12 protein-coding genes are annotated in these 13,432 nt (G+C 65.6%); 2 read left to right on the forward strand and 10 right to left on the reverse strand.

Annotated elements, in window-relative coordinates; all coding sequences use genetic code 11:
• Positions 1 to 17: 17 nt before the first annotated feature.
• The 9 genes from ABIR17_RS04120 to thyX form a co-directional block, all read right to left on the reverse strand.
• Positions 18 to 2,663, reverse strand: coding sequence for a DNA translocase FtsK (locus ABIR17_RS04120; RefSeq protein ID WP_348003090.1), 2,646 nt, complete (start codon positions 2,661 to 2,663; stop codon positions 18 to 20).
• A 52-nt stretch (positions 2,664 to 2,715) separates the two neighbouring features.
• Positions 2,716 to 4,047 (reverse strand): ABC transporter permease, encoded by a 1,332-nt coding sequence (locus ABIR17_RS04125; RefSeq protein ID WP_348003091.1) that lies wholly within the window; start codon positions 4,045 to 4,047, stop codon positions 2,716 to 2,718.
• Entirely contained in the window at positions 4,044 to 4,769 is a 726-nt protein-coding gene (locus tag ABIR17_RS04130) for an ABC transporter ATP-binding protein (protein WP_348003092.1), read from the reverse strand. The genes ABIR17_RS04125 and ABIR17_RS04130 overlap by 4 nt, the downstream gene beginning before the upstream one ends.
• Complete coding sequence (locus ABIR17_RS04135) at positions 4,770 to 5,786, reverse strand: hypothetical protein (protein WP_348003093.1); 1,017 nt, start codon at positions 5,784 to 5,786, stop codon at positions 4,770 to 4,772.
• Between the two features lie 194 nt (positions 5,787 to 5,980).
• Positions 5,981 to 7,540, reverse strand: coding sequence for a hypothetical protein (locus tag ABIR17_RS04140; RefSeq protein WP_348003094.1), 1,560 nt, complete (start codon positions 7,538 to 7,540; stop codon positions 5,981 to 5,983).
• 28 nt (positions 7,541 to 7,568) lie between these two features.
• The gene (locus ABIR17_RS04145) at positions 7,569 to 9,245 is read right to left on the reverse strand and encodes a ribonuclease J (RefSeq protein WP_348003095.1); all 1,677 of its coding nucleotides are present in this window, start codon (positions 9,243 to 9,245) and stop codon (positions 7,569 to 7,571) included.
• Positions 9,245 to 10,219, reverse strand: a complete 975-nt coding sequence (gene dapA / locus ABIR17_RS04150; RefSeq protein ID WP_348003096.1) for a 4-hydroxy-tetrahydrodipicolinate synthase — start codon at positions 10,217 to 10,219, stop codon at positions 9,245 to 9,247. The genes ABIR17_RS04145 and dapA overlap by 1 nt, the downstream gene beginning before the upstream one ends.
• Before the next feature lie 57 nt (positions 10,220 to 10,276).
• A complete protein-coding gene (locus tag ABIR17_RS04155) occupies positions 10,277 to 10,813 on the reverse strand; it encodes a hypothetical protein (protein WP_348003097.1) in 537 nt (178 codons plus the stop codon).
• Positions 10,800 to 11,498 (reverse strand): FAD-dependent thymidylate synthase, encoded by a 699-nt coding sequence (thyX, locus tag ABIR17_RS04160; RefSeq protein ID WP_348003272.1) that lies wholly within the window; start codon positions 11,496 to 11,498, stop codon positions 10,800 to 10,802. The genes ABIR17_RS04155 and thyX overlap by 14 nt, the downstream gene beginning before the upstream one ends.
• Before the next feature lie 170 nt (positions 11,499 to 11,668).
• On the opposite strand from thyX, the gene ABIR17_RS04165 reads away from it, so the two are divergent.
• Together ABIR17_RS04165 and ABIR17_RS04170 are read left to right on the forward strand one after the other, a co-directional pair.
• The gene (locus tag ABIR17_RS04165) at positions 11,669 to 12,094 is read left to right on the forward strand and encodes an OsmC family protein (protein ID WP_348003098.1); all 426 of its coding nucleotides are present in this window, start codon (positions 11,669 to 11,671) and stop codon (positions 12,092 to 12,094) included.
• Positions 12,094 to 12,996, forward strand: coding sequence for a TIGR01777 family oxidoreductase (locus ABIR17_RS04170; RefSeq protein ID WP_348003099.1), 903 nt, complete (start codon positions 12,094 to 12,096; stop codon positions 12,994 to 12,996). Before ABIR17_RS04165 ends, ABIR17_RS04170 begins: the two co-directional genes overlap by 1 nt.
• Here the strand turns inward: ABIR17_RS04170 and ABIR17_RS04175 are convergent.
• On the reverse strand, positions 12,993 to 13,430 hold the full coding sequence (locus ABIR17_RS04175) for a tetratricopeptide repeat protein (protein WP_348003100.1): 438 nt from the start codon (positions 13,428 to 13,430) through the stop codon (positions 12,993 to 12,995). The genes ABIR17_RS04170 and ABIR17_RS04175 overlap by 4 nt on opposite strands.
• Positions 13,431 to 13,432 lie beyond the last annotated feature (2 nt).

Here is a 13,432-nt window from a genome sequence, read left to right on the forward strand (position 1 = left end):
GCCGTCGAGTGTCACAGTCACTCCCGCCCGGTCAGCCCCCACGCGTCCTCGTCCGAGTCGCCTTGCACTTCAGGGTAGTTGGTATCGGAACCCATGGATGCGGCCGACGACCCGGCCGATCCGGGAGCCGGCCCGCCGCGGAGCATTGCGAGCACCTCCGGGAGTTGCTCGACAGTGACCAAAACGTCGCGTGCCTTGGATCCCTCTGACGGTCCAACGATCTGACGCGACTCGAGGAGGTCCATCAGGCGGCCGGCCTTGGCGAACCCGACGCGCAGCTTTCGCTGCAACATCGAGGTCGACCCAAACTGCGTCGTAATGACGAGTTCTGTGGCTTGCAACAGCACATCGAGGTCGTCGCCGATGTCGCCGTCGACCTCGCGCTGCTGAACGACGGCTTCGACATCCTGTCGGTATTCGGGCCGAGCCTGCGCTGTCACGTGTTGCACGACAGCGTGGATCTCGTCTTCAGTGACCCAGGCGCCCTGCACACGAATCGCCTTCGAGGCGCCCATCGGGAGGAAGAGCCCATCGCCCTGGCCGATCAACTTCTCAGCGCCGGGCTGATCGAGGATGACACGGCTGTCGGTCATCGACGACACCGCAAAAGCGAGGCGGGATGGCACGTTCGCCTTGATCAGACCCGTCACGACGTCGACCGAGGGACGCTGCGTCGCCAGGACGAGATGGATGCCGGATGCCCGCGCAAGCTGCGTGATACGCACGATCGATTCTTCGACATCCCGAGGGGCAACCATCATCAGGTCGGCGAGCTCGTCGACCACGACCAGAAGGTCCGGATAGGGCTGCAACTGTCGCTGGGATCCGACCGGCAGCTGCACCTCGTTCGCGAGTACGGCACGGTTGAAGTCGTCGATGTGGCGAAAGCCGAACGACGCGAGGTCGTCGTAGCGCAGATCCATCTCTTTCACGACCCAGGCGAGCGCTTCGGCAGCCTTCTTGGGGTTCGTGATGATCGGGGTAATCAGGTGGGGCACGCCCTGGTAGGCGGCGAGTTCGACGCGCTTCGGGTCGATGAGCACCATCCGTACTTCGGCGGGCTTGGCGCGCATCAGCACGCTCGTGATCATCGAGTTGATGAACGACGACTTGCCGGATCCGGTCGCGCCCGCGACGAGGAGGTGCGGCATTTTCGCGAGGTTGGCGACGACGAAGCCACCCTCGACGTCTTTGCCGAGTCCGATCGTCATCGGGTGCAGCGACCGGGCCGCCGCGCTCGAGCGCAGCACGTCTCCGAGGCTCACGGTCTCGCGGTCCTTGTTGGGAATCTCGATGCCGATCGCACTCTTGCCGGGGATCGGCGAGAGGATCTGCACCTCGTTCGACGCGACCGCGTACGAGAGGTTCTTGGCGAGTGCTGTGACGCGCTCGACTTTGACACCGTGTCCGAGCTCGATCTCGTACCTCGTGACGCTCGGGCCGCGGCTGAATCCGGTGACTTTTGCGTCGACCTGGAACTGCCCGAGCACCCCGGTGATCGCTGCGATCGCCTCATCGTTCACCGCGGTGCGACTCTTGGGCGGCGTGCCCGGAACCAGCAGGGATGCCGCCGGCAACCGATACGGCCGACGAGACGCGGGCGAGTGCCGACCGACGACCACGGCTTCGGGATCGGGGAGTTCCTGAGGTGTTGACGCGAAATCGTCCGACCGCAGCCCGCGCGCGCCGGGGGTGACGTCTCCGGTGAACCGGCGCACGGCATCCTCTGCCTTGTGAAGTTCGGCTTCGAGATCGAGCGACCCAGGACTGTGCGCGATGACGTCGGTGAGCTGATCCAACGCAACAACGGGGGTCTCGAAGGCGACGTTGTCTTTCTTCGCCTTGCGCCACCAGGGCATGGACGCCGGATCTGTCGGCTCGAAACCCAGGTCAGACATCGTGCCGAGATCGGGTTCTTCGGTGGCAGGCTTCGCGGCGCGCTGCGGCAACTCGGCACCGAACAGGTAGGAGTACGCCTCACCGAGACGTGCGCCGATCCGGCTCGGCGGGGTCTTCGTGAGGATGAACAGCGACAGCAGCATGAGACCGGCGGCCAGGGGAACCGCGAGCCACCCGGCACCGATGGTGACGAACGGTTGGGCGACAACCCACCCCAGGATGCCGCCACCGTGAGCCATCGCGACGGCGCCCGCCGAGGGCTGCGGCTGCCCACCGAAGAGGTGGCAGAGCCCGCTGACGCTGGTCAGCAGTAGCACCAGGCCGATGCCGAGACGGCCGTTGTCGTGAACACTCGACGGATGCCGAAACAGCCAGACGGCGAACACCAGCATGATCACCGGGAGGGCGAAGGCGACTCTGCCAAAGAGCCCCCCAAAGGTATAGGCGTCGAGCGCGACAGCGACCTCTTGGGTCGGGGTGAACCACTCCACAATCGCGCCACCAATGGCGAGCACGATCAGCAGAAAGGGCACCCCGTCGCGACGTTCGTCCTTGGCCAGAGTTTCCTTGCCGAACAACCGCGCCGCGCCGCCGACAGCATGCGCGAGACCCAGCCAGATCGAACTCAGCAGTCCCGATTCTTCGGAGCGAGCCGGGGTGGGCGTGCGACCCCGGGGGTAGCGCTTGGTGGCCGAAGCGCTCGACGATCTCGCGCTGCTGCCGCTTCGGGCGCGCGCACTCGTCGACCGGGTGCTGGTGGCCATTCCGTCACGGTACCTGCGCACTCCCCCGCCTCCGGGGAGCGACACCCGGCCGCTAATACCGGATCGCGTCGATCACCTTCACGCGCAGGGCCACCAGTGCGGGAATCAGCCCGGCGAGTGCGCCGACCAATGTCGCCGCCCCGATTCCGATCAGGGCGGCTTCGACCGGGAAGCCCGGGACGTCTTGAACGCCTTGCGCGATGATGCCGTCGGCAATCGGATTCTTGATCAGCAGGATCGCCAGGATCACACCGACCACGCCGGCGACGAAGGTCGCAGCGACACTCTCCATTAGGACCGAGAAGAACACCCGGCCTGCCGTCGCCCCAAACGCCCGCCGAATGCCGATCTCGCGGACGCGGTGCTTCACCGAGACGAGGGCGATGTTGAGGAGGCCAAGAGCGCCGAGCACCATCACGACAACTGCGATTCCGATCAGGATGACCTTCAGTAGAAACAGCGGGTCTTCGGTTTGGTAGGCCAGATAGTCCTGCCGGGAGACGTTGACCTCCCAACTCTGACCGAGCTGCGCGGCGATGTCGCGCTGGACGAGTGGGATGAGGGCATCCGAAGCAGCCGGCGGCACCCACGCTTCGTAGTTGGGCGGCGACGCAAAGTTCGGGTCCTGCGTCACGAAACTGTCGTAGTCGTCGTTGAGCAAATAGGCCAACAGGTAGCTGCCGTCGGGCGACTGGGCGGGCGTGATGCCGATGATGACGGCGGTCACGTTGCCGGTCGGCAACACGATGGGGATGGTGGGATGCGACGAGAGCGCGGGCGAACCGAGCCGAGTCCAGATTTCCTCGCTGACCACAATCGCGGGGGCGAGCCGCTGGGTGTCGCTCGCGCTGAACCAGGAGCCCTGCGCCATCCCGACGCGATGCATCGCGGCGTACGGTTGATCGATGCCCATCACCTGCGCGCCGACCACGCCATCAGGAAATTGGAACGACAGGCCGCCGAAGTTGGTCCGCGACGTGTACGTGATGCCGTAGCGCTTCACGACCTCGGCAAAGGCGACATCCATCGCAGCCCGGGTCGGACTGGCGCCGGTCATCGAGTTGTAGGCGCTGACGTACAGGGTGGCCGGTCGGCCACCCTGGCGCTCGAGGCTCTCGGTCGACGACTGAGTGGCGATCGCTCCGGCAGCGACGACTCCGGTCAGCGTGGTCACGGCCACCACGACGCCGATCAGGCTGAGCAGCACTTGGGTGCGGTGCACGCGCACCTCGGCCCAGGCCTCGACGAGACCCCCGACAAACCCCGTCCAGAGTCGAGTGCCGCGACCGTCTGTTCCGGGGGCACGCTGCTTCTTCGAAGGCTTCTTGGCTGGTTTCTTGGGCGGCCTTTTCGCTGGCTTCTCCGCGGCGGCGATCTCACTCACAGGGTCGCTCCGCTCGCAGCAAGACCGTGAACCTGGGCAGCAGCTACCTGGTGCAACACTCCCCCGTCGAGGCGGTAGTGGCGACGTGCAACGGCCGCAACGTTCGGGTCGTGGGTAATCGTGATCAGCGCAGCACCGGATGCCTCGGCCGCTGAGTCAAGCAGCCGCATGACGCTTTCCCCGGTCTCAACATCCAGGGCGCCGGTCGGCTCGTCGGCGAGGATCAGCCGCGGCCCGCGCACCAGCGCCCGCGCGATCGCGACGCGCTGCTGCTCACCACCCGAGAGTTGGTCGGGCGTCGACTTCAGGCGCGCACCCAGACCCACCCGATCGAGCATTTCGCTCGCGCGAGTCTGCCGCTTCCAAAATTGTTCGCCGGGTGCGTAGAGCAAGGGGGTCATGACATTCTCGAGCGCGGTCCGCCCCGGCAACAGGTTGAACTGCTGAAAGATGAACCCAACATCCCGCCCGCGCGTTCGATCTCGTTCGCCGGAGCTCAGCTTGTCGAGCGGTGTGCCATCGAATTCAAGCCGACCGCTGGTTGGGGTGTCGATGAGGCCGAGCAGGTTCAGCAGCGTCGACTTGCCACTTCCCGAGCGACCCACGATGCTCACGTGGTCACCGATCTCGACCTTCAGATCGATGCCCTTGAGGATGTCGAGGCGACCACCGTCGGGAAGATCAACAGACCGGGTGACGCCTTCGAGTTCGACGAAGGCCATCTACTTGGTCCCGGAGCCGTCGTCAGTTCCCGAGCCGTTGACGGGGCCAAGGTTGATGATGACCGGACCGCCGCCGCCCGGCTGACTCGGGTCACTGGCTGGGGCTCCAGGGACGAACTGCAACACGACCTCACCCTCGGTGAGCCCGCTGGTCACCTCGACGTTGAAGCCATCAGAGAGGCCGAGGGTGACCGGACGTTCCTCGATGGTGCCGTCAGGCTTCACGACGTAGACGACTCCGGATTCTGCGGCGCCGAGCACCGATGTCACCGGAACGACGAGCACGTTTTCCGAGATTCCGGCGGAGATCGTGATCTGCGCCACGAGGTCGGGGAACACGGTCACATCCGCCGGGACGACGCAGCGCGCCGTGGTGCCGGGGGCGGCGGCACCGTTGGGATCGCCCGAAGGATCGCCTGATCCTGAACCGGACCCGGCAAGCGGGGTCGTCACGGTCAGGTTGGTGCAGGTGAAGGGAGCCGGCCCGCCCGAAACAGTGACCTGCGCCTCGGTCGGCGCCGTGATCAGCCGGTAGCGGTCAACCGGCTGTACCGAAGCCGTGACGTAAAACCCCGGGGGCGCAATGTTGGCCCAGGCAGCGCCCGCGGTGACGTTTTGGTTGGTCACGACGGAGAGCGCCGAGATCGTGCCCGCAACGGGGGCATCCACCGCGACGCTGATGGGTCGCCCGCTCGAGTTGGTGCCCTTGATGCTGCCAATCTGCTGGCCGGCCTCGACGACGTCACCGACCCCGACATCCACTGTCGCAACCCCGTCGAGGGGCGCCTTGACCGGCACCGCGTCGTCAGCGCTGACGGTTCCGCTCAACACGACGTCGTTGCTGACGGTGCCGAGCATCACGGTGACCTGCGGGTCGACGACCTCGCCGGTCGGCACATCGCCGCCAGCCGCGACTGTCGAGGCGCCGAAGAAGGCGAGCTTGATCAAGGCGACGGCGATCGCTGCTGCGACCACGAGTCCGAGGATCGAGAAGATCCGCTTACGGATGACGGACATACGGGTCTCCTTGCGAGGTGGGTGCCGGCCGGCGAAACACGGTCATCTCATCGAATCAGTTTGACGACCGAATCGCATCCCAACTATTCGAGACCCACGGACGTCAGCGCAGGTTGACTCTAGGAGCGCGCCCCGCCGACCAGCGTCAGCCGCGAGGATGACTCGCGGTGAACTCGATAGTTCGAAAGGCCGACCTAGCGAGCCTTGAGCGCCGCGTCGACCTCAGGGTCGCCGAGCGCTCCCAGCCAATCGAGGAGACCCTGATACGTCGACGGGTTCGCCGCGATGTTCCTGCGGAGTTCCGGCTGGGCTTGCGCGATCTGAAAAAGAACGGACGCAGACGTCGCCGGGTCGCTCGCCTGCGCCGCCGTGTACACGGTGGGAGGCGCTGCCGTGTCGGCGTGAATCGGCGCGACCGTCTCGGTCGCGGCGACCTGGTCGATCAGGTCGGAGTAGGAGCGCGGAGCGCCCATCGCGCCGAACAGCGATCCGTAGTGTGCGCGAACCGAAGCCGGAATCGTGAGGAAGGAGGCGATGGCGATCGGGAGGCCGAACGCGAGCACCAGGTCAGGGATGCCGATCCTGGCACCGACCGAACCCAGCGACTGGCCCGCGTTCGTCGCGATCACCACGAAGACGATTCCGAGCACGAGCAGCAGCCCCGAGATGCCGAGAACCAGAACTCGGGCCGACGGCTGGTTGCCTGCCAGCAGGGAGCGCCCCACGATCGCGGCCAGCGCCATCAGCACCGTCACGACGATGATGCCGATTCCGAAGCCGGTGAAGCCGAAGTCCCGCCCCGTCGAGGCCAGCACGATGAGCGTGAGGATGGTGATGAGCGTCGTGTACAGCGCAAGCACGGCAGTCGCGATCAGAAGGTTCGATGCGGCCCGAACCCAGGCAGTGAGCGGGTCGACCGGCCGCATCGCCAGCTTCACCGGCGGTGCGGATGCGAGCGCGGCCAGCGATCCGAAGATCAGCACGCCGAAGACAGGCGTCGTGAGCGACTCCAGGCCACCGCTCGAGAGCACCCGCTGGCTGAAGACGTCGATCAAAACGGCGCCGAGTGCCGAGACGCCGATGGCGAGGGCCGTCAGCCGTCCCGCTTCGCTGCGTAGCAGCATCCCGGCAAACAGCGCCCCGAGAGCACCCAGGTAGAAGAACGAACCGATGAGGACGATGACGACGTAGAGCGGCGATCCGAAGTACGACAGCTGGGGCAGGATGCTGACCAGAATGAGCACCAGGTTGACGACGACGAGGAGGAGCCCCACAATTCCGAACCCGACGACGATGCGGTACCAGGTCTCGCCGATGGCAGAGCCGTGCTGGAGAGCTTTGACTTCTGCCTGACGAGGCTGGGCGGCGATGATCGCGCCGGCCAGCCCGAAGGTCATCGCGAAGCCGATTCCGCCGGGCACCGAGCCCGACGCGGAGATCGCGTCGATGATCACGTAGACCACAACCAGAACCAGGTACGGCAGGTTGGCGAGGACCCTGATCAGCCACACCGTGCGCACCGTTGCGGTCGGCGGCAAGACGCCGGCGCGGGCGAGGTAGGTGATCGAGAGCGAGAACACGCTCAGCAACGTGATCAGGATGACCTCGATGTGCGCGGTCGCATCTCCCGTGCTGTTCCAGGCCATCGCGAACGAGACCAGCAGCAGCGTCGCGGCAAACGCGTCACGCAGGAAGTCGGAGATGGGGATGCCCGCAAACGGGCTGGTCCGCGACATCGTAAGAGGGGTAGTCATCATTGGCTCCTTACTTAAGTGATCGCGGCTACGCCTCGATCACGACCGGGATGATCATGGGACGACGACGGTGCTGCGTGTTGACCCACCGACCGACAGTGCGACGCACGACCTGTTGGAAGCCGTGCTGATCGTGAGTACCGCTGCGTGCCGCTTCGGTCAGCGCAGCCAGGATCTGTGGCTTCACCGAATCAAACACCGACTCGTCTTCAGCAAACCCTCGGGCTTGAATCTCGGGCCCGACGATCACCCGGCCGGTTTGGGAATCGATCGCGACAAAGATCGAGATGAACCCCTCTTCAGCGAGAATTCGACGGTCTTTCAGGTCAGCATCAGTGATCTCACCGACGGTCGAGCCGTCGACGTAGACGAAGCCGATGTCGAGCTGCCCAACGACGGACGCGACGCCATCTTTCAAATCGACCACGATGCCGTTGTCGCCCACGAAAACGTGCGCAGCGGGAACACCCGTTTCGATCGCGAGATCGGCGGCGGCGCGCAGATGGCGTGCCTCGCCGTGCACCGGCAGCACGTTCTTCGGACGAATGATGTTGAAGCAGTAGAGCAGCTCCCCCGCGGCGGCATGGCCCGAGGTGTGCACCTTCGCGTTGCCCTTGTGGACGACAGTCGCGCCGAGTTTGGTGAGGCCGTTGATCACGCGGTAGACGGCGTTCTCGTTGCCGGGGATGAGGCTCGAGGCAAGGATGACGGTGTCGCCCTCCCCCACCTCAATCTGGTGATCTTGGTTCGACATGCGCGCGAGCACAGCCATCGGCTCGCCCTGCGAACCGGTGCTCATGAATACGACACGGTCGTCGGGCAGATCGATCGCCGTCTTGAGGTCGACGAGCACTCCCGCGGGCACGTGGAGGTACCCGAGGTCTGCGGCGATGCCCATGTTGCGCACCATCGAACGACCGACGAACGCGACGTGCCGTTGGTTGGCGACCGCGGCATCCAGAACCTGCTGGACACGGTGGACGTGACTCGAGAACGACGCGACAATCACGCGCTTGCGGGCACGGGCGATCACGTTCGCGAGAACCGGGCCGATGTCGCGCTCGAGCGGGGTGAAACCGGGGACATCGGCATTGGTGGAGTCGGGAAGGAAGAGGTCGACACCCCGCTCACCCAGGCGCGCAAAGGCACGCAGATCGGTGATGCGGCCATCGAGCGGCAACTGGTCCATCTTGAAGTCACCGGTATGCAAGACGACACCGGCGGGGGTCGTGATGGCGACGGCGAGCGCATCTGGGATGGAGTGGTTCACCGCGACGAACTCGAGTTCGAACGGGCCGAGTTTGTCGGTCTGACCCTCCTTAACGACGCGGGTCACCGGAGCGATCTTGTGCTCTTTGAGTTTCGCCTCAACGAGAGCGAGCGTCAGGCGCGACCCCATTAGGGGCAAGTCTTTGCGCAGCCGCAGCAAGTAGGGAACTGCCCCGATGTGATCCTCGTGACCGTGCGTGAGCACCACGCCAACGATGTCGTCGAGGCGGGACTGGATCGGCGTGAAGTCGGGCAGGATCAGGTCGACGCCGGGCTGGTGCTCCTCCGGGAACAGCACCCCGCAATCGACGATGAGGATCTTGCCGTCGTATTCGTAGGCCGTCATGTTGCGGCCGATCTCGCCCAGCCCGCCGAGCGGGATGACGCGAAGGGTCCCCGCGGCGAGCGCGGGCGGGTCGAAGAGCTCGGTCGCCATTACCGGGTCGTCCCAGCGACCTTGGGCAGTGCGCCACCCGCCGCCGCGTTGGCGTCGGGACGGAACTGCTTCGGGTCAATACCGGGGATGTCGTGCACTAGAGCGATCTCGTCTTCGATCAGGGCGGCCTCGTGTTCTTCGGGGCCGACAAGCGGGAGCCGCACGCGCGGACTCGTGATACGGCCAAAGCCGTGGAGGATGTACTTCGCCGCGACGGTACCCGGAACGTGGGTCATCGTCGCGCGGACCAGGGGTTCGAGTGCCTTGTGCGCCGCCTGAGCGGCCTGCAGATCGTTGGCGTTCACGGCATCCACCATCGCACGGTAGGTGGCCGGGGCGATGTTCGCGGTGACACCGATGAGTCCGGTGCCGCCGATTGCGAGGGTCGGCAACGCGTTGCCGTCGTCGCCCGCGAAGTAGAGGAGGTCGGTCTGGTTGAGCACGCGACTGACCTCGCTGAGGTCGCCCTTGGCGTCTTTGACAGCCAGGATGTTGGGGTGCTTCGAGGCGCGCAGAATCGTTTCGTATTTGATCTCCACCCCCGTACGCCCGGGGATGTCGTAGAGAATCACCGGCAAATCGGTGGCGTCGGCGACCATACGGAAATGCGTGAGGATGCCTGCCTGCGTTGGCTTGTTGTAGTACGGCGTGACGATCATGACCCCGTCAGCGCCGGCCTTCTCGCTCTTTTTGTAGAGCTCGATCGCGTGGGCCGTCTCGTTAGAGCCACCGCCGGTGATGACGGTCGCCCGCCCATTCGACACGCTCTTGGCGACCTCGACGAGTTTGACCTTCTCGGGGTCCGTCAGGGTGCTGGTCTCCCCCGTCGTGCCGGTGACAACGATGCCGTCCGCACCGTGTGAGATGAGGTCGTCGATGTGCTTCTCGACGTCGGCCCAGTGCACCTCTCCGTCGGCCGTGAACGGGGTCACGAGCGCGACGAGCACCTGTCCGAACGGATTCTCTTGAGTCACGACTTCAGGCTACCGGTCTGTCTATCTCCCCGAACCCGTCTGCCTTTCTCGCACAACTCACCGGGGATGCGCAGCCGCGAATAGCTGACGCGCACGCAGCACCTGCACCGTGATGCCGAGACACGCCGCCCAGACGACGAACAGCAACAACTGGATCTGCACGAAACCGGCAGCGCTCGCGACGCCGTGCCAGGGGTGGGCGAAGACGAAGAGCGCGATCTGCCCGGCCAGCGCGAGGATTCCGAAAGTGACGAACTGCCACAACTTCACGTCGTGACGGTTGATGAAGTCCGCCCGGCGCTGCTCGGGCGTCGTGCGAGCGTGGTACTCGTTCCAGGCCCGCATCCCGAGGAATCCACGCACGAAAACGAAACCTCCCCACAGCGCGAACGTCAGCGGAGACAGAACGACGAATCCGTAGGCCCGCCCCGATATGTCACCCGTCAGCACGTCGTCCCACCGCAGGATCAAGACCACGACGCCCAGCACGCTCGAGATGAGCAGCAGGATGCCGAACCCCAGCCCAATCCATGGGTTGCGGGGCACGATGTGTTCGACCTCCAACGGCGCAGCCGTTGGGTCAGGGGGCGACACGGCCACCCGACTCAAACGCCGCATGAGTAAGCGGCATCAGCGGCGCCCACAGCGCCTCCATCGATTCGGCCACCATCTCGATCTCGCGCTGGGGGAACGACGGGAAGTGCGAGTCGGGACGCTTGGTGCGCAGCGACAGGAAGTTCATCAGCGCCCGGGCGTTCATCGTCACGTACATCGACGAGTACAGCGACAGCGGCAGAACTGTGCGGGCCACCTCGCGGGCGACGCCGGCGTCCAATTGCTTCTGGTATTCGGCGTAGGCGAAGGTCGCGACAGCCTTGCCGGACTCCACGGCAAGGGAGGTCTGCTCGGGGGTTCCGGGGATGAAGTCGTAGGCGCCGGCCTTGCCGATCTGCACGAGGTTGCGCTCGGGGCCGGGCACGTAGAAGACCGGACGCATCTCGCGGTAGCGACCCGACTCTTCGTTGTACGAGGCAATGCGGTGGCGCATGAACTCCCGGAACACGAACAGCGGCGCCTGCACATAGAAGGTCATCGAGTTGTGTTCGAACGGCGAGCCGTGGCGGTCGCGCATCAGGAAGTTGATGAGGCCCTTGTCTTTGGATCCAGCCTCGACGCCAGAGACGGCTTCCTCGAGGGTCTGCTCCCCCATCGTCGACACTCGCGCAGCGAACACGACGTCAGAGTCATGGGCGCTGGAGCGCACCAACTCGACTGTCATGTCGGAACGGAACTGGATTTCGTACTTTGACGGCACAGCGTTTGACGGCACAGCGTTTGACGACACAGCGTCGGGGTTCGGCTCAGACACGGCCCTCACGATATCCGTCCTCGGACCGGCGATGCCGCAGACACGACACGTACGGCAGACACGCCACGTAGTCTCGACTCATGGCACTCACTTCTGAAGCGACGACCCTCTGGTTTGGCGATCTGATGAGCGGCTCGGGCACGACGAGTCTCGATTCCTCGGATGCCGGCGAGTTTCCGGTTACCTGGCAGGCCCGTTCCGAGGGCGCCCCTGGCCGCACCAACCCCGAAGAGCTGCTCGGCGCAGCACACTCGGCCTGCTATTCGATGGCGTTCTCGAACGCTCTCGGTAATGCCGGCCATGCGCCCGAGAGCCTGCAGGTCACTGCCGCGGTGACGTTCCAGCCCGGCGAGGGGATCACCGGCATCCACCTTCTGGTCAGCGCGAAGGTTGCGGGCATCACGCCGGATGAATTCCACGCGCTCGCCGAGGACGCTAAGCAGAACTGCCCCGTGTCGAAGGCGCTCTCCGGCGTTCCGATCACCCTTGAGGCGGGCCTGGCCTAATGTCTTCGGTCGCCCGGCGCATTGTCGTCTCGGGTGCATCCGGGATGATCGGCAGCCCGCTGGTTGCCGCGCTGCGGGCGGCCGGCGACGACGTGCGGACCCTCGTCCGCGCCAAACCCCGGACGGCCGACGAACTCGAGTGGGATCCCGCCGCGGGGCGCCTCGACCCTGCCGTCCTCGACGGGGTCGACGCTGTCATCAACCTCTCCGGCGCGTCGATCGCCCGCATCCCCTGGACTCCCCGGTACCGCCGCGAACTGCTGACCTCCCGCATCTCGACCACTCAACTTCTCGCCGAGACGATGGCCGGGATGTCGTCCCCGCCGCCCGTCTTTCTGAGCGGCTCGGCGATCGGCATCTATGGCGACCGCCCGCGGGAGCGCCTCGACGACGACTCCCCGCGCGGTGAAGGGTTCATCCCCGAGCTCGTGCTCGCCTGGGAGCAGGCTTCGCGGCTCGCGCCGTCGGCCACTCGGGTGGTGAACCTTCGCAGCAGCGTCGTCGTCGCGCGCGAGGGCGGGATGGCACCGGTGCGGCTGCTCACCGCGTTCGGCCTCGGCGCAAACTTTGGATCGGGCCGGCAGTACTGGCCGTGGATCTCACTCGAGGATGAGGTTCGCGCGATCGTGCATCTGCTCGACTCGTCGCTCGACGGTCCCGTGGTGCTGGCCGGCCCGGTTCCCGCGACCGCTGACGAGGTCACCCGGGCGTTCGCGAAACTCATGAAGCGCTGGCGCATCGTGCCAGCGCCCGCATGGGCGATCCGCCTCGGGATGGGCGAAGCAGGTCAGCATCTTCTGCTCAACGACGTGCGCGTCATTCCCGCCAAGCTCGAGGGTGACGGATTTGAGTGGAAGCACCGAACCATCGACAAAGCCGTCGCGGCGGCGTTGAGCGCCTAAGCGCGACTCAGGCGGATTGCCTGACGGGTGGCCCACCGCGCGCGCCGACGGTCACCCGACGCGTCGTAGGCAAGACCCAGGCGGAACCAGGAACGCCAGTCCTCCGGCGCAGCCTCAACCGCCGCCTTGTAGGTCGGGAAGAGATCCGTCGCGGCCTGGCGTTCGATGCGCCCGCTGGGGGTGAGGGGCAGGTGCTCGGTCGGCATCCCCCCCTCAGTTTCGAGACGTACTCCGAGCCGCTCAGCGCGCACCGCAAAGAGCAGTTCGGCGACAAGGGCCCAAGCTGCGATCAGCGGCAGCACGAACAGCGCGATCCCCATGGCCACAGGGATGGGCTGACCCACACTGACCAGAAACACTCCATACCGAATGGCGAACACCAGGTACAGAACCAGCAGCGCCACCATGAGTGCGACGGCTAAACGCGTGCGCACAG

The organism is Pseudolysinimonas sp. (genome assembly GCF_039912695.1).
Classification (GTDB): Bacteria; Actinomycetota; Actinomycetes; order Actinomycetales; family Microbacteriaceae; genus Pseudolysinimonas_A.

What these genes read in the sequence shown, in the direction of transcription:
- ABIR17_RS04120 (WP_348003090.1), bottom strand. Translation starts at nt 2,663, where the DNA reads ATGGCCACCAGCACCCGGTCGACGAGTGCGCGCGCCCGAAGCGGCAGC.
- ABIR17_RS04130 (WP_348003092.1), bottom strand. Translation starts at nt 4,769, where the DNA reads ATGGCCTTCGTCGAACTCGAAGGCGTCACCCGGTCTGTTGATCTTCCC.
- ABIR17_RS04145 (WP_348003095.1), bottom strand. Translation starts at nt 9,245, where the DNA reads ATGGCGACCGAGCTCTTCGACCCGCCCGCGCTCGCCGCGGGGACCCTT.
- thyX (WP_348003272.1), bottom strand. Translation starts at nt 11,498, where the DNA reads ATGACAGTCGAGTTGGTGCGCTCCAGCGCCCATGACTCTGACGTCGTG.
- ABIR17_RS04135 (WP_348003093.1), bottom strand. Translation starts at nt 5,786, where the DNA reads ATGTCCGTCATCCGTAAGCGGATCTTCTCGATCCTCGGACTCGTGGTC.
- ABIR17_RS04165 (WP_348003098.1), top strand. Translation starts at nt 11,669, where the DNA reads ATGGCACTCACTTCTGAAGCGACGACCCTCTGGTTTGGCGATCTGATG.
- ABIR17_RS04140 (WP_348003094.1), bottom strand. Translation starts at nt 7,540, where the DNA reads ATGACTACCCCTCTTACGATGTCGCGGACCAGCCCGTTTGCGGGCATC.
- ABIR17_RS04170 (WP_348003099.1), top strand. Translation starts at nt 12,094, where the DNA reads ATGTCTTCGGTCGCCCGGCGCATTGTCGTCTCGGGTGCATCCGGGATG.